Below are 17175 nucleotides of genomic sequence, written 5' to 3' on the forward strand. Positions count from 1 at the left end.
ATGAAGTCAGATATTTTGCTTGGCATGTTTCAGCTTGGACTCACGAGTTCACCCAGACCGGCAGCGACTCAGACTCAGAGTCAGACTCAAACTATAAGTCAGCCCGCAAGACCCGTTACTCAAGCAATCAATATACAAGCTAACACATCACCGCCAGAAGATCCCGAATTAAAGCAAAAATTGTTAGCAGCCGTTAAACCCGTAAATTTCAAGATTTATTGTGCATTGCTTGACTCATGCACTTACGAGCAGGACGGAAATTTAATTATTGATATGCTGCATAGATATTGTTATGAGTTCTTGAGGCTTGATCAACAGTCAGCGGTCATGACAGAATTATTTGACGGCTACCAAAATATTGTTCTCAAATTCGGACTCTTGAGTCATGTCTGCTATAAATCCGAGAAAAAATTATTAACTCCGGCAAAGCAGGAAAATCAATCAGTCAGCACACCCACGCCGGCAATAAAGAATCAAGTTAAGCAGCAGCAGACTAATTCAGCACTCGAACGCGTAATAAGAGCTTTAAGCGCATCACAGTTAAACGCTGAAATTTTATTAACGTTCGATAATAACGATGACGACGACAATAACAATAATAATGACGATTTAGAAGGCGATAACGATGAATAAATTTGTGCATTTACATGTTCACACGGAATATAGTTTACTCGACGGCGCAATCAGGACAAAGCAGCTCGCTAAAAAAGTTGCCTCATGGTATCCCGACGAGAACGACCCAGCCCGCGCAGTAGCAATCACAGATCACGGCGTTTTATATGGTGCTGTAGAATTTTACGAGTCTTGCAAGGCTGCAGGAGTCAAGCCTATTTTAGGTTGTGAAACGTATGTAGCTCCGTCCGGATTCACTTCACGCGATGACAAACGATACAATCATTTATTGTTACTTGCTGAAAATCTCGAAGGCTGGCACAATCTCGTAAAATTAATTTCTATCGCGAACACTGACGGATTCTATTACAAGCCCCGAATCGACCACGAATTATTGAATCAATATCATTCAGGGATAATAGCAAGTTCTGCATGCCTGGCGGGTGAAATTCCGCAGTATATTTTATCTGAACAGTTCGAGCAGGCCCTTAAATGCGCGCAGGAATATCGGGACATTATGGGCGAAAATAATTTTTTCCTTGAGATTATGCCTAACTCTTTACCCGAACAAAAAAAGGTCAACGCAGCTATAATCGAGATCTCGCAAAAATTAAATATTCCCGTAATTGCAACCGGAGACGCTCATTATCTCGAAAAAAGCGACTACGACTGGCATAAATTATTACTGAAGGTCAATACTCACGCGGGGCCCGGTGATGACGCATTCGGATTCAGCACAAATGATTTCTACTTGAAGTCGCCCGAAGAATTTTATAACGAGTTCGCCGAGATCCCCGAAGCATTAACTAACACGGTGAAAATCGCAGAACGCTGTAACGTCGAATTAATACCAAAGCAGAAAAAATATTTGCTCCCTGATATTGAGCTTGCAGAAGGACGCACCCCCGATGATGAATTAAGATTTAGAGCTCGTGAAGGTTTGCAGAAGAGATTTTCTGACTCTGGGCGCGGGGAAATTCCGGAAAATTATTCAAAGCGTCTTGATTATGAGTTAGGAGTCATTACTCAAATGGGATTCAGCGCGTATTTCTTGATTGTATCGAGCATTATACAAGCTGCAAAATCGCGTAATATTCCCATTGGCCCGGGCAGAGGTTCGGCGGCTGGGTCTCTTGTTGCGTGGTCTCTCAAGATTACAGAGCTTGACCCGTTGAAATATAATTTATTGTTCGAAAGATTCCTTAATCCTGAACGCGTTTCAATGCCCGATATTGACACGGACGTATCAGACAAGGGGCGCGATGAGTTGCTAAAATATATTTCTGACACTTACGGAGCTGACCACGTCGCGCAAATTATCACGTTCGGGCGCATGAAGGGCCGTCAATCCGTGAAAGATGTCGGGCGCGCAATGGGACTCGATTACAACATGACCGACAAGACAGCGAAATTAATTCCGGCAATGGCGAAAAATATTGATGAGGCCTTGCACAATAATTCAGACTTTGCGAGCGAATACGAGAATAACCCTGAAGTAAAAAATTTAGTCGATACCGCAAAAAATATTGAAGGTCTTGCACGCCACACGAGTCAGCACGCCGCCGGAGTCGTTATTACACCTATGCCCATTACTGAAATTGTGCCAGTTAAGAAATTAGAAGGCTCGCAGGTTGTTACGCAATTTACTATGGAACCGGTTGAGAAATTAGGGCTCGTGAAAATGGACTTTCTTGGATTAAGCACGCTTTCAATTATTCAGGAGGCATTACAAAATATCGCCCTCAATGGTAAAGAAGTCCCCGACCTCGAAAAAGTTAATGACAACATGAATGACCCGAAAACTTTTAAATTATTGCAGGAAGCAGACACAATCGGAGTATTTCAGCTTGAATCTGACGGCATTAGAGCAATGTTACGCAAATTAAAAATTGACCGTTTTGAGGATTTAGTCGCAGCCCTTGCAATGTACAGGCCCGGCCCTCTTGACAGCGGAATGGTTGATGATTATATTGACTGCAAGCACGGACGCAAGAAGCCTCATTATCCGCATGAAATGTTAGAGAACACTTTGCGTGAGACTTATGGAGTCATTCTCTATCAAGAGCAAGTTATGCAGTGTGCGAGCGTTTTAGCAGGTTATACACTCGGAGAAGCTGATATTTTACGGCGTGCAATGGGAAAAAAGAAAGTCGAAGTAATGAACCAGCAGCGCGAAAAATTTATGACCGGTGCAGAAAAAAATAACGTCGATAAGGACAAGGCCGGACATATATTTGACTTAATCGAAAAATTTGCGGGTTATGGCTTTAATAAATCTCATAGTGCTGCATATGCGTTGATTTCTTATGATACAGCGTGGTTGAAGGCTAATTATCGCGTTGAGTTCATGGCCTCGTATTTGTCAAGTCAGATGAAGGCGAAAAAAGACGTTCTCGGCGAATATGTTTTGCAGGTCAGGCGCAGCGGGATTCCTGTTTTGCCTCCTGATATTAATTCATCGTTTGAAAGTTTTACAGCTGTTAATGACGTTATAAGATTCGGGCTCGGCGCAATTTCTAGAGTCGGTCATAACGCAGTCGAAATGATAATCAAGGAACGCACAGAAAACGGTAGATTTTTATCTCTATGGGATTTCCTGAAACGTGTAGATTTGAGTCTGTTAAATAAATCAGTCGTCGAGAACATGATTAAAGCCGGAGCATTTGACAGCATAATAACTAACCGCGCAAGATTAATTAACGCCCTGCAAATGTATCTTGATGTAATAGCTAATATCAACAAGCACAAAGCCTCGAATCAATTAGATTTATTTGCACAGTCAACAGAAACCAGCGTAAATGACTCTGAGCCAGCTTTGCCCGAATGTGAAGAATTTGACCCGCTCACAAGATTAAATTTTGAACGTGATGTAACAGGGTTATATATTTCCGGCCACCCCTATGACTCAAGCGCAGAAAAAATTAAGCCCTTCACGAATTGCAAAATATCAGAGATTTCAAAATGGCAGTCCCGCGACATTATGCCGTGCTTCGGAGGAATGATTACAGCACTTAAGGAACGCACGACCAAAAAAGGCGATAACATGTGCAGCCTGCAGGTTGATGACTCAGAAAATAGCGTTGAAGTCGTTATTTTCCCGTCCCAGTGGCAGACTCTCAAAGGTTCGCTAAATGTCGGAATGCCATGTGTCATTGAAGGAAATTTAGACGATAGAGGCCAGATATTAGCAAAAAATATTTTCACGGACTTAGAGTCGCTCAAGAATAAATTTATCACGCTGAAAGTAGATACTACTGACGAACAGGAATTGAAAGATTTATCAGTTATATTATTCGAGTGCAAAGCGAAAAATAAATCTTCCGCCGCAAGAGTAATATTAGAAGTATCACCAGACGGCAGAATCGGAATCGCTAATTTCTTAGTGGACTACGAAAAATTGAATCAGCGGACTAATGGCAGGTTTTGACTTTCAAGCCCTAGCGGCGTTTGAGCGGCTCACAAAAATTAATAATATTGTGATAAATTATTGTAACCGGAAAAATTTTTTATATGGGAGGTAAAATAAATGTTCGTAAAAATCGTATGCACAATCGGTCCGGCTTCTGACAATTACGAGACTCTAAAAGCTATGGCCGAGTCAGGTATGAACGTTGCAAGATTAAATTTTTCTCACGGTGATTATGACGGCCACGAGAAAAAATTAAAGCTGATTAGACGTGTTGAACGCGCAGTAAAGAAACCCATTGCAGCACTACTCGACACAAAGGGCCCTGAAATCCGCACAGGTTTAATGCAGAACGGCGAAATAATGCTCAATCAGGGAGAAAAAATTATTTTGTGTGCAAGTGATGAGGCATTCGAGGGGACTCAAGATAAAATTTTTGTGAACTATAAATTATTGCCGCAGGAAGTTACGCCCGGACAAAGTATTTTTATTGATGACGGCGCACTAAATCTCGAAGTCGAAAGCATTAACGGCGATGAAGTTACTTGCAAAATTATCGTTGGAGGCCCTCTCCGTAACACTAAAGGAATAAATATCCCCGGCGCAGATCTGACTATGCCCGCATTATCAGAGAAAGACAAGCAAGATATTTTATGGGGCATTCAGCACGGTATGGAATATTTAGCGGTCTCGTTCGTAAAGACTCGTAATGATATTCTCGAAGTCAGGCGGTTAATTCAAGAATGGGGCGGAAATATGAAGATTCTCGCGAAAATTGAAACTCGTCAGGCCGTGCAGAATATTGAGGGAATCGTTGATGTAGTTGACGGCGTTATGGTCGCGCGCGGAGATTTAGGAGTCGAGATTCCGACGGAAGATGTACCGTTGACACAGAAAAAAATTATAGAAATGTGCAGAGTTAGAGGCAAAGTCGTAATTGTCGCGACTCAAATGTTAGACTCAATGATCCGCAATCCAAGACCAACACGGGCAGAAGCAAGCGATGTAGCTAATGCAGTTCTTGACGGCACAGACGCTGTTATGCTTTCAGGAGAGACAGCCGGCGGAAGTTATCCCGTTGAGTCAGTAAAGACAATGCGCAAAATTTTAGACAGGGCCGAGAAAGAAATTAATTTATGGGGCAATCACAAGAACAGCGAGAAGAATCCTGCACAGCTTGAAGGAATCCCAGTCCCCGACGCTGTATCAGGTGCAGCAGTGTTAATCGCACGTCAAATAAAAGCTCCTGCAATAATTTCTCTGACTCGTTCAGGTTTAACAGCTAGAATGATAAGCAAACACCGCCCCGAATGTCCGATTTTAGGAGTAACACCGAGTCAGCAGACTTGGCGCGAGCTTGCGTTATGGTGGGGAGTGCAGCCCGTTAGACTCTCTGAAATGTCAGATATTAACGTTGCAGCGCGAGAGTCAATTACTACATGTGTGAGTAAAGGTTTATTACCAGAGGGCGAATTAGTCGTAATTACAGCAGGAGTCCCGGTCGGCCGCGCAGGATCCACGAATCTTGTAGAAGTCTTGACAACGGGAAATATTTTATTGTCGGGAACCCCTTTATCGCATAAAAACGCAGTCGGTAAAGTCTGCATTGCGAGAACTCCTCAAGAAGCTATCGAAAAAGTTACTCCCGGCTGTATTCTAGTTGTGAGACAGTTAAATGAAGAATATAGGCCAATTCTTGACAAAGTCGGCGCGGTTTTGTTCGAGAGCGGTTTATTGTTCAGTGAAGGAAATTCACTAGCGATAGATTTTAATTTGCCTTGTGTTGTCGGAGTTACTGACGCGTTTTCGACTCTGATGGATGATGACGTTGTTTCAGTTGACGGCACGAGAGGCTTAATTTATCGCGGTATAGTCAGACTCGTAATTTAATAAAATGTGGGCGAATATAAGAAGTATTATAGACATTGCGATAGTGTCATTTATAATTTATCGCATTCTTGTTTTACTGGTAGATACGCGGGCGATACAGCTTGTGAAGGGTTTAGTTATTCTGATTGTGCTGTCTTTGCTGGCTGGTATGCTGAGATTTAGGCTGTTGTCGTGGTTTCTCGGACACACTTTATGGGCGTTAAGTTTTGCTATTCCGATAGTGTTTCATCCTGAGTTACGCAAGATTCTTGAAGAGCTCGGCAGGAATAAATTTAATTTCTCCACTAAAAATATTTCGTCGGACGAAGCAGAAATAAGAGCAAGCCACGTAATAAACGCATTAAGTTATCTCAAGGCACATAAAATAGGCGCATTATTAGTCTTTCAGCAGGAGGACTCATTAATAGATTACACCGCTACAGCAGTGCAGTTAAACGCCGGAATAACGCAGGAATTAATTATTTCGATTTTCTGGGTGGGCAATCCTTTACATGATGGAGCTGTCGTGCTTGACAAAAATAAAATTGTTGCTGGAGGCTGCATACTTCCACTTGCTGATGCTCCCGAAATATCGCGCTGGTACGGCACAAGACACAGAGCAGGACTCGGAGTAACAGAAAAATCTGACGCACTTGTCTTAATCGTAAGTGAGGAACGCGGCGAAATATCAGTAGCAGCTAAAGGCAAACTCTCGAAATTAAAAGATTTCCAAGTCGAAAAATTAGTACGTCATTATTTTATCGGCGAGGCAGAAGAGAAGCACAGCAGATTCCAGGAATTTGTAAAATTATTCTGGGTTAAGCCGACTCCTGAGGCAGCAACTAGAGCAAGGGGAATAGTACACTAATGAGAAAAATTTTTAATTTAGACAGATTGCTTGACTCATCGTGGTTCTTATGGGCGATTTCGATTATAAGTGCTGTTATGATGTGGGTATACGTAACGGGACTCGACGAAAGCTCGTACATAACACGCAAATTTACATGTGAGCTTGAATATCGCGGTGTTGAAGCTCAAGCAATTTTACGCGGCAGAATTTCAGAAATCGACGTTGAGATCAGAGGCCCTGAAGATGCAATAACGCGGCTTGATTATAATCTCGTTCACGCATATGTTGACGCACGTAATTTATTGCCCGGCAAACGTTACACAGTCAATATAAATGTAGAAATTCCAAGCAATATAGAGCTTGTATCGTTTACACCGTCGCAGGCCGTTCTTGATTTGGTCAGGCAGGTTACGCGCTTAATGAATGTCGAGACAGTTGTACCTGCAAATATTCCTGAAGGCCATTATATAGAAGGCGTCGAAATTATCCCGAAAGAAGTAGCTATTAAGGGCGCAGAAGATGACATCGCAAAAATAGGAAATGTCCGAGTTACCCCTACAGTTGAAGAATTGCAGAAGGGCAACGAGCTTTTAATGCCTGTGAAAATTTCGCAGTCAGAGCCATTTGTCGGCCAAGTTACGATAGAGCCTGCGCAAGTGAGATTCAGAGGTTCATTAGCGAGCGGTCTTCCACGCAAAAAAGTTCCTGTTAATGTACGTTTGGCAGGACACCTTGACTCAGATTTCGAGATTCGCGCGGTAGTTGTTGACCCTTCAGAAGTGCAAATTGAGGGCAGCGCAATAGATCTCGCAAAAGTTGAGGCCGTCGACACAGAAGTAATGGATATTTCAATGCTGGCAGCGGATCAAGTGATAATAGCACCGTTGAAGGCTCCTGACGTACCCGGAGTTAATTTAATAAATAATACCGGCGTAAAAGTTAGTCTCTCGTTGAGTGAGGCAAGAGCAGAAAAAATGTTTGTCAATATTCCCGTTGAAGTCAGGAACGGTGAGCAAGGCAAAAAATATGTCTGTACCCCTGCAAGTGTCGCAATAACGTTAGAGGGCCGACCTTCACTTGTTGCAAATATTACGCCTGAAGAATTGAATTTACGCACATTTGTTGACATGACGAATATTTTTATGACTCCTGCGACTTTGCCCGTAAAAGCTGAAATGACTTCTGATGATACGCGCTTTAAGGTTAATTTAATCGAGCCTTCAAATATTACAGTTAATATAACGGAGTAATTATATGCGTAAAATTTTCTTGTTCGCGTTGTGTGCAGTAATGATATTTAGTCCGAGCGTAAAAGCTGCTGATTATGACTCGTTAAATACTGTTTGTGCGTTGAATTTCGCAATAGTTTCTGTTAATAGAATTTTAGCGGCTCATGACAGAATCACTCTTGAATATGAATATAACCGGATAATTAACCGTCTTGCAATAGGAAATATCGAGAGCGACCCGGAAATGACTGCGTTATATTCGGACTTAATGAATTTCATCACGGGCAAAAATATTAGAGACGAGGAGAAAAAACGCCTTGCAGAAATTTCACGCCAGCGCGGGCAGGAAGCATACTACAGGGCAATATCTAAAGGTTTTGAAAATTTTCGTGCACCCGAACATCAATTTAATTTATTGGGATGGCTTGCAAATATTGCTGCGTCAACGGGAACGGGCTATTATGACTATCAGGCCGCAAAAGAACAGATTAAACGCGAAATTGACACGTCTTCATGGGAGCTGACAAAACAGGAAATAGAAGACTGCAATAAACTTCAAGTGAGGCTGCTAAATTCGTCGTGGCGTTTGATGAGTCAATACAAGATCCCGAATGAATACAGATTGACTCATGAAAATGTGCGTGAATTTCTTAATATCATGAACGAGCGCGACCCCTCAAAACGTCTTGGCCGGTTGAAGTTCATCGAGCGTAAATTTAGAGTTTACCCGCCGTATTGGTATTTCAGGGCAAATGCTGCGCTTGAGTCCGGAAATGAGTCAGAGTGCCGCAAGTGTTACGAAAAATTTAATGAAGTCTGGCGGCCGGTTCTGAATTTCGATCCATACAAGCTGGAGGCCGTTAAATATGAGATTCGGGAGCTTGCAAAAAGTGAGTCGCCTTCAAGTGATGACATAAGCAAAATAAAATCTCTTGTCGAAACAGTGAGGGACTACACCTCGCCGGAAGACTGGGAGAGCAATATTTTCGCCGGAATAGTTTATTATGCGCTTGGGAATAGGGACGAGGCCATAAACTGTATTGAATACGGTAATATAGCGTCAGGTCTTGAACAAGATATTAGCGGTGTAATGCTTGCTCAAATGAACTCGGGAGAAATTAACGTCAGCAAAATTACAAGTGAATTAAAAATTTTGTTTGATCCTGAAGAGCAATTTAATTTAGCAAAAAAGTATTATAACGGTGAAGGAGTGAGCAAAGATTTAACACAGGCCGCTTATTGGTATCGCAAAGCCGCTGAAGGTGGAAATTTTAAGGCTCAAACTAATTTAGGTCTCTTGTATGCTAACGGTGAAGGAGTGCCCAAAGATACAACGCAGGCCGTTTATTGGTATCGTAAAGCTGCTGAAGATGGAAATATTTTAGCGCAATATTTTCTAGGTTCCATGTACGAAAACGGCGTAGGTGTGAGCAAAGATTTAACAGAGGCTCGCAAATGGTACAAAATGGCAGCTGATCAAGGCGACAATGAAGCAAAAGAAGCCCTTGAACGCATGAAATAACAACAAATAATATTATGGTGAATTTAAACATGTATAATAATTTCACTGAGTTTGACCTCCCAGAAAATGAACGCTGGGAGAATCTTACTCTTGCAAATGACTTCATGTTCTGCAAAGTTTTTGAGGATTTAGATTTGTGTCTTGAGCTTGTGCAGACTATATTACCGGAGCTCAATATTGCCCGCATAGCATTTAATGAGCCGCAAAAGCCGGTAAAGGAAACTTTCGACACACGCGGGGTGCGGTTCGATATTTATCTTCGTGATGATTCGAATCGCATTATAGATGTCGAGATACAGACTGTAAACCGTGATAATATACCAAGACGCACGAGGGCATATCATTCTATGATTGACCTTGATGCAATGGAACGTAAAAGCGTAAAAATTTATGATGATATTCCTGATTCTATAGTAATATTTATTTGCTGCTTTGATTTATTTAATAAGGGCAGGCACATTTACCCGTTCAGGAATCTTTGCGAAAGTGATTCTACTCTTCAGCTTGGAGACGGAGCGCGTACAATTATTCTTAACACTAGGGGCGAGCTTGATGATGTTTCCCCGAAGTTAAAAGCGTTCTTAAATCTTATAAACGGTAAGAGTTCAAATGATTCTTTCGTTGTAAGGCTCGAAGAAAGGCTGCAATATGCCAGGCAAAATAAGAATTGGAGGCAAAATTATATGCTTACGAAATTTGAGAAAAATTTTGAGCGAAATCTTAATATAAAAGAGGGTCGCGAGATTGGTCTACAAGAGGGTCGCGAAATAGGCATACAAGAAGGCATGAAAGAAGGCCGCCGCGATATGTTGGAGCAGGCAATTAATTTTATGCGGACACTTGGCGCAACTCCAGAACAAATTGAGTATTTCAGAAATTCACAGGGAGTGATTTAATTTTGGCTCGTAAACTTTTCGGAACAGACGGAGTCCGCGACATTGCAAATTCAGGCCGAATGACTAGCGAAACAGCTTTAAAGCTCGGCAGGGCATTCACAAAATTTGCAGGCAAGACGGGCAAAAAATTTTTAATCGGACGTGATACACGTTTAAGTTGTCAAATGTTGGAGGGTGCTTTATATTCCGGCATGATCTCAGAGGGCGCAGACGTTTATTTAACCGGGATAATTCCCACGCCCGGACTAAGTTACGCAATAAAGCATTTACACGCTGACGGAGGCGCGGTAATAAGTGCCTCACACAACCCGGCAATTTATAACGGCATAAAATTTTTAGGTTCTGACGGCTGCAAACTCTCGGACGACGAAGAAGAATCAATCGAAAATTTATTAGACGACTCGCCCTCAACGAGTCAAGAAATAGGCCGCCTTCATGACGCAAAAAATTTAGTCAGCTCATACACACGTCATATAGCAGGATTCTTGAAAGCTAACCCCGGAAAAATTTTATTTGACTGTGCGAACGGTGCAAGCTCTCTCACTGTGCCGGAACTCGTGAAAATCTGCAATCTTGACGCTGAAATAATTTGTACGGACTATAACGGCTTGAATATAAATGACTCTTGCGGTGTCATGCACATGAATAATTTAACGGGTTATATCGCGAATAAAAATTTTGCTATGGGATTTGCTTTTGACGGCGACGCAGACAGAGTCTTAATTTGCGACCCTCTTGGCCGAATCATTGACGGCGATATAATTTTATGGGTTCTTGCGCGTTGGCTCAAGTGCAAAAGTGTTGTTGTAACTGTAATGAGTAATCTTGCGCTCGAAAATCATTTAGCACGTGAAAATATAAAAGTTTATAGATGTCCCGTCGGTGATAGATATGTGCTCGAAAAAATGCGTGAGACAGACTCAAAGCTCGGTGGCGAACAATCAGGGCACATAATAGCAAGTGATTTCACAAGCACGGGCGACGGACTCTGTACTGCTGTATTATTTATGAATGCGATTCAGGAATTAGGCGAAAATGTTTCAGATTTAATTGACAGATTCGGGCGTTATCCTCAGAAATTGACGAATCTTACATTGACTCGTGAACGCTCAAAAGTTGACATGACCGCAATAAATGAAATTGTGCAGACTCATCAGGAAAAATTTATAAACGGGCGAATCTTTGTGCGTACTTCAGGGACAGAGCCGTTATTAAGGATTCTTGTAGAAGCTCCGGAGTCTAGTTTGGTCGAAGAAGTATCGAATTTATTAGCTGCTGAAATGAAGAAATATGCGTAAATAATCATGAAGTTTTGCGAAAACCCCCGGCGATTCAGGCGGGGGAGTTCTCATGTTGAGAAACTGGATTAATTTCCTAAACGCTTTCATGATAACACGAAAAATTTATTACCCTTTACTGTATGATAGAATAATAAATAGTTCGTGAAGTTTTACGAATTAGGAGGACCCCTGACAGCTTTGGCGGGGGGTTGTCGCTGAGAAAACTTCCATCTTTCCCCGCCTGAAATAAAAAGGGGTGAGAATTATGAGGGGATGGACTCAGTTCATCAACGCGCTTGCCAATTTAATAAAGGCGATTGCTGCACTCATAACTTCAATAAAGAAGTAAATGTATCCTAAACCGAAATCTGGTAATTTTCTTCGTCGGTTGAGGGTGCAACCTTAGCCGACAGCCAGATTATTTTGTCCGTTGTCCTCCCGGACGCTTTTATTATAACACGGAGGATAATATTATTTATGCTTAAAACATTTAGAGTTCAGGAAGCTAAACCCGATGACGCTATGAAAGGTCTTGCCCGCATTCATAATGATGACATGAGAGCATTAAATTTGTCAGAAGGTGACTTAATCGAGCTTACAGGCTCAAAAACTACTCCAGCGCGAGTCAGATCAAGTGATGATATTGAGTCGGGAATAATTCAGATTGACGGCCTAATACGCGAAAATGCCGGAGTCTCTCTCGACGAAAATATTAATCTCGAAAGCAGCATTATTTATCACTTTGCAGGTAGCATAACTCTTCAGCCATTAATCAAACCCGACGCTGACGAGAGTTATATACTTTCACTCTTGGAAGCTCAAGCAGTCAGAACCGGCGACAGAGTCAGATTAAACCTTTTCGGGACTAGAACATGTGATTTTCTCGTTACGTCAACAACCCCCGACGGCACAGTCATAATTAACAAATCTACATATTTAAATTTGCTCAAGCCTTTAGAGATCAACGCACACAAAATTTCATATGAGGACATCGGCGGACTCTCTTCACAAATTCGCAAAGTCCGTGAAATGATAGAGCTTCCCCTACGTTTTCCGCAAGTCTTTGAACGTCTAGGAATCCAGCCCCCTCGCGGTGTGTTGCTTTATGGCCCTCCCGGAACTGGTAAAACTGTAATTGCCCGCGCCGTAGCAAATGAGACTGACGCATGGTTTACTCACATATCAGGCCCGGAGATTATTGGCAAATTCTACGGTGAAAGCGAAGAAAGACTCCGCAAAATTTTCGAGGAAGCTCAAGACCGCGCACCATCAATTATATTTATTGATGAAATTGACGCAATCGCACCTAAACGCGCTGACATGGGCGGAGAAAAACAAGTTGAACGCCGAGTCGTTGCCCAGTTGTTAGCACTAATGGACGGCCTTAAATCACGCGGACAATTAATCGTAATCGGTGCTACAAATATCCCTAATTCTTTAGATCCTGCTTTGAGAAGGCCCGGAAGATTTGACCGTGAAATTTCGATTCCTATTCCTGATAGAAACGGGCGACTCGAAATATTAAAGATTCATACTCGCGGAATGCCTTTAGCGCAAGACGTTGACTTGATGAAAATAGCTGACCTTTCACACGGTTATGTAGGCGCAGACTTGGAAGCACTCGCGAAAGAAGCTGCTATGTCGTGCGTTCGTGATATTTTGCCGATGATAAATTTTTCGAGTCAGTTAATCCCATATGAGAAAATTGCAAAGCTCGAAGTTACTCACAAACATTTTATGAATGCACTATTAGAGACTAACCCAAGCGCGACTCGTGAGGTCTTTGTTGAGGTTCCTGACGTAAAATTTTCTGATTTGGGCGGACTCGATGAAATAAAGCAGCAATTAATTAACGCAGTCAGACAGCCTATCGACCACACAGAAATTTTTTCACAATATAATATAAGCCAAGTTCACGGAATTTTATTATACGGCCCTGTAGGTGTCGGCAAAACTTCACTGGTTAAGGCACTCGCACACGAAAGCGGACTCAATTTCATAAACGTACAAAGCGCAAATTTATTATCCCGTTATCAGGGCGACTCAGAACGCGCGCTAAAAAATATTTTCAGAGTGGCAAAGCAGGCAGCACCCTCGATTATATTTCTTGATGGGATTGATACGCTTTTCCCGGAAAAAACTAGCGACTCACAGACTCTCAAGGGACAATTTATGACGGAAATGGACTCAATCGCTGAAACCGGCGGCGTTACTGTCATTGCTGCTACTGACAATCCGAGGGGACTCGACAAAAGTTTATTCATGCCGTCAGTATTCGATTTGCGCATAAAAGTTTCTGTACCCGACATTAACGAACGCGAGGAAATTTTTAGACTCTCACTCGAAAATAAGCCGTTAGATTCTGATATAAATTTTGCAGAACTCGCAGAATCAACAGAAGGACTCACAGGCGGCGACATAAAATATATTTGCAGGAGCGCAATAATGGAAGCACTAAACAATGACTCAGAAAATTTCATAATCAAGCGTGAAAACTTTGATGAACACATAGAATCATTCAGTGATGTAATTGCAAAACGGCGCGAAACCCTAGAGCAGGAGAAAGCAAAAGAAAACGCCGTAGAAATAAGCGCGGAAATAGGTTATCCCAGACTTGATATTTTCTTGGCTGAGAAATTAGGACTCTCACGTACAAGCATTCAGAGAATTTTAAAACGGGGCGGAGTCTCATTCAACGGCGATTTACACCTCAAAGGAAGCATGAAAGTTAGTCCCGGCGATAAATTTCTAGTTCAAGTCCCAGAGTCAGAAAATCTCACAGTTTTAGAGGGCGAAGACGTACCATTTGACATAATCTATGAAGACGAGCATTTAATAATCGTGAACAAACCCGCAGGAATCGTCGTTCATCCGGGTACAGGAAATTGGCACGGGACATTAATTCAAGGACTCGTCAAGCGTTATCCCGAAATGAAATCTATGGACGGTTTTATGCGTCCGGGAATCGTCAGCCGCTTGGATATGGGAACGTCGGGACTAATGGTCGTAGCGCGCAATCAAGACTCTTTCTTGTTATTGCAGAAAATGTTTGCTTCACGTGAGGTCGACAAGCGTTATATTGCATTAATTCACGGACATTTAGCACAACCTGAAGGCATATTATCAGGCCCTATTGATGTAGATCCTAATGACCCGTTAAAACGCGTTGTAATCGAAGGAGGCAAGCCAGCTATAACCGGCTATAAAGTCATCAAGGAAGCAGAAAAATTTTCTCTCGTTGAGTGCAAGTTATATACAGGCCGAACCCATCAAATTAGAGTTCATATGTCTGCTGCTGGGTGTCCATTGTACGGCGATTTCACTTACGGAGCGCAGGAAAAATTTATGAATCGCGTATTTTTGCATTCTTGGAAGTTGTCATTTATTCATCCTATAACCGGCCAAGAGTTAAAGTTCAGGCAGAATATACCGGAAGAATTTATTAACCTCTTGCACACTCTCAATCACGGCGAATAAAAGTTTAGCGCGGGTCTTGAAAAATTGTATCAGGAACTCGCGCATTTTCTTCACTAAAATGTGATATAATCTCATGAAAATTTACGTAAAGGAGCTTGACAGCTAGATAATGGTCTTGTATACTCGGCGACACGACACGACACGACACGACACGACCCCATTTTTATTATCTCATAAATTTATCCTCAAATTAAGTTTTCCTGAATTTTTGGGGCTGGATTTGTCATGAATAACATATTCAGTCTCGATAACAAAAAAATTTTAATCACAGGTGCGTCATCAGGAATCGGGCGGGCTACGGCTATAATGTGCTCTCAAATGGGCGCAGAGTTAATAATCACAGGCAGGAATCAAGAAAGGCTTGCAGAAACTTTTAACGCGCTCGAAGGCAGTAATCACGAAAAAATTTGCGCAGATATTTCTATTCAGTCAGAAATTGATAAATTAATTGACTCATCTCCCCAACTTGACGGACTTGTGAATAATGCCGGGATTCTTAATTTATTGCCGGTTGACTTTATCACGCGCGATAAACTAGAAAATTTCTTGAACATAAATACTTATGCACCAATAACGCTTTTTACTGGTCTGATAAAGAAACGCAAGATCAAAAAAGGTGCGTCCGTCGTCTTCACAAGCTCACTTGCAGGAAATTTTATCACTGCTGCGGGACATGCTTTATATTCTGCGTCAAAAGCTGCTATATGCGGTTTTGCGAAAAATGCTGCTCTCGAAATGGCCGCGCGCAAAATCCGTGTTAATTGCGTGTGTCCGGGAATGATCGAGACTAATTTAATTCATGATGACAAAATTACTCCCGAAATGCTCGCAAATGATATGAAACGTTATCCCCTCAAGCGTTATGGCAAGCCTGAAGAAGTCGCAGCTGGCATTATTTATTTACTCTCTGACGCATCAAGTTTCACGACAGGAATTAATTTAATCATTGACGGAGGACTCTTATTGACATGAACCCGTTTAACTTAACCGGCAAAAAAATTTTAATCACAGGCGCGTCATCAGGGATCGGGCGGGCTGCTGCTGTTTTGTGCTCTCAAATGGGCGCAGAGTTAATAATAACCGGCCGCAATAAATGTGAACTCGATAAAACTTTTGCAAATCTCGAAGGCAATAATCACGAAAAAATTTGCGCAGATTTACTAGGGGGGGGGGGGCATCTTGATAGAACTGGTTTCACGGCTCGACGGTCTTGTAAGTAATGCGGGAATAGTTGAATTTTCTCCAGTCGATTTTATAACAAGTGAGAAGCTCAAGAAAGTTTTTGACATAAATTTTTCCGCAGGCATTGAACTTTTCGAGGGGCTTTTTTCCGGCGATAAATTTAATGATGGCGCGTCGGTCGTCTTCACAAGCTCTGTAGACGGAAATTATTGCTTCACTCAGGGAAATGCGGTTTATTCTGCGTCAAAAGCTGCTTTAAATGAATATGTCAGACGTTCTGCACTCAAGGCAGCAAATAAAAATATCCGCGTTAATTGCGTGTGTCCGGGAATGATCGAGACTAATTTATTACGCAATAACAAATCTTTAACGCCCGAAATCTTGCAGGAAGACGCGAAAAAATATCCCCTCAAGCGTTATGGAAAGCCCGAAGAAGTCGCAGCAGGCATTATTTATTTGTTGTCGGGTGCGTCAAGTTATGTAACCGGCACAGATTTAATTATTGACGGCGGAATATCTATCAAGCACTAAAATATGAAAGGAGCATAAATTTTGAGCATTCAACTAGTAAAAGGCGTTTCCCTTGAGGCCCTCGCGTGTACTGTCCCGAAAAAATGTGTAACTCTGACTGAATACGCGCCCAACCTTGTAGACGGGAAATCAGCTAGACAAATTGAAAACGTCAGCGGCTTCCACTCTTTGAGAATCGCAGAAGATGCAATAAAGTCTTCCGATTTAGCGTGCGAGTCTGCTCGTCAAATATTAATTAATTTCGGGGGGGGGGGGGGGTAAGTAATATTAATGCTTTAATTTTAGTTACACAGAAACCAGATTATGTTTTTCCGGCAACAA

Annotated in this window: 12 protein-coding genes and 1 pseudogene; all 13 read left to right on the forward strand. The window is 42.1% G+C overall.

What is annotated here, in order from left to right:
* On the forward strand, window positions 1-633 hold a 633-nt coding region (locus tag IJT21_10485; GenBank protein MBQ7578677.1), incomplete at its 5' end, for a hypothetical protein.
* A complete protein-coding gene (gene dnaE / locus IJT21_10490) occupies window positions 626-4039 on the forward strand; it encodes a DNA polymerase III subunit alpha (protein ID MBQ7578678.1) in 3414 nt (1137 codons plus the stop codon). The genes IJT21_10485 and dnaE, both read left to right, overlap by 8 nt.
* A 99-nt stretch (window positions 4040-4138) precedes the next feature.
* On the forward strand, window positions 4139-5908 hold the full coding sequence (gene pyk / locus IJT21_10495) for a pyruvate kinase (GenBank protein ID MBQ7578679.1): 1770 nt from the start codon (window positions 4139-4141) through the stop codon (window positions 5906-5908).
* Between the two features lie 4 nt (window positions 5909-5912).
* Window positions 5913-6755: a diadenylate cyclase CdaA gene (gene cdaA, locus IJT21_10500; GenBank protein ID MBQ7578680.1), complete on the forward strand. Its 843-nt coding sequence runs from the start codon at window positions 5913-5915 to the stop codon at window positions 6753-6755.
* A complete protein-coding gene (locus IJT21_10505; protein MBQ7578681.1) occupies window positions 6755-7987 on the forward strand; it encodes a hypothetical protein in 1233 nt (410 codons plus the stop codon). The genes cdaA and IJT21_10505 overlap by 1 nt, the downstream gene beginning before the upstream one ends.
* Window positions 7988-7991: 4 nt before the next feature.
* On the forward strand, window positions 7992-9488 hold the full coding sequence (locus IJT21_10510) for a sel1 repeat family protein (GenBank protein MBQ7578682.1): 1497 nt from the start codon (window positions 7992-7994) through the stop codon (window positions 9486-9488).
* Between the two features lie 29 nt (window positions 9489-9517).
* Window positions 9518-10384: an Rpn family recombination-promoting nuclease/putative transposase gene (locus IJT21_10515; GenBank protein MBQ7578683.1), complete on the forward strand. Its 867-nt coding sequence runs from the start codon at window positions 9518-9520 to the stop codon at window positions 10382-10384.
* An 8-nt stretch (window positions 10385-10392) separates the two neighbouring features.
* Window positions 10393-11682, forward strand: a pseudogene (locus tag IJT21_10520) (phosphoglucosamine mutase).
* Between the two features lie 459 nt (window positions 11683-12141).
* Window positions 12142-15141 (forward strand): RluA family pseudouridine synthase, encoded by a 3000-nt coding sequence (locus tag IJT21_10525; protein MBQ7578684.1) that lies wholly within the window; start codon window positions 12142-12144, stop codon window positions 15139-15141.
* Window positions 15142-15366: 225 nt separating this feature from the next.
* A complete protein-coding gene (locus IJT21_10530) occupies window positions 15367-16113 on the forward strand; it encodes an SDR family oxidoreductase (GenBank protein ID MBQ7578685.1) in 747 nt (248 codons plus the stop codon).
* On the forward strand, window positions 16110-16361 hold the full coding sequence (locus tag IJT21_10535) for an SDR family NAD(P)-dependent oxidoreductase (GenBank protein ID MBQ7578686.1): 252 nt from the start codon (window positions 16110-16112) through the stop codon (window positions 16359-16361). The genes IJT21_10530 and IJT21_10535 overlap by 4 nt, the downstream gene beginning before the upstream one ends.
* A complete protein-coding gene (locus IJT21_10540) occupies window positions 16321-16854 on the forward strand; it encodes an SDR family oxidoreductase (GenBank protein ID MBQ7578687.1) in 534 nt (177 codons plus the stop codon). Before IJT21_10535 ends, IJT21_10540 begins: the two co-directional genes overlap by 41 nt.
* Window positions 16855-16875: 21 nt before the next feature.
* Window positions 16876-17115, forward strand: coding sequence for a hypothetical protein (locus IJT21_10545; GenBank protein ID MBQ7578688.1), 240 nt, complete (start codon window positions 16876-16878; stop codon window positions 17113-17115).
* Window positions 17116-17175: the final 60 nt, after the last annotated feature.

It is taken from the genome of Synergistaceae bacterium, assembly GCA_017443945.1.
Classification (GTDB): domain Bacteria; phylum Synergistota; class Synergistia; order Synergistales; family Aminobacteriaceae; genus JAFUXM01.

Bases quoted from the DNA above. Each gene is read 5' to 3' on its own strand.
- dnaE (MBQ7578678.1), top strand. From the start codon at position 626: ATGAATAAATTTGTGCATTTACATGTTCACACGGAATATAGTTTACTC.
- pyk (MBQ7578679.1), top strand. From the start codon at position 4,139: ATGTTCGTAAAAATCGTATGCACAATCGGTCCGGCTTCTGACAATTAC.
- cdaA (MBQ7578680.1), top strand. From the start codon at position 5,913: ATGTGGGCGAATATAAGAAGTATTATAGACATTGCGATAGTGTCATTT.
- IJT21_10505 (MBQ7578681.1), top strand. From the start codon at position 6,755: ATGAGAAAAATTTTTAATTTAGACAGATTGCTTGACTCATCGTGGTTC.
- IJT21_10510 (MBQ7578682.1), top strand. From the start codon at position 7,992: ATGCGTAAAATTTTCTTGTTCGCGTTGTGTGCAGTAATGATATTTAGT.
- IJT21_10515 (MBQ7578683.1), top strand. From the start codon at position 9,518: ATGTATAATAATTTCACTGAGTTTGACCTCCCAGAAAATGAACGCTGG.
- IJT21_10525 (MBQ7578684.1), top strand. From the start codon at position 12,142: ATGCTTAAAACATTTAGAGTTCAGGAAGCTAAACCCGATGACGCTATG.
- IJT21_10530 (MBQ7578685.1), top strand. From the start codon at position 15,367: ATGAATAACATATTCAGTCTCGATAACAAAAAAATTTTAATCACAGGT.
- IJT21_10535 (MBQ7578686.1), top strand. From the start codon at position 16,110: ATGAACCCGTTTAACTTAACCGGCAAAAAAATTTTAATCACAGGCGCG.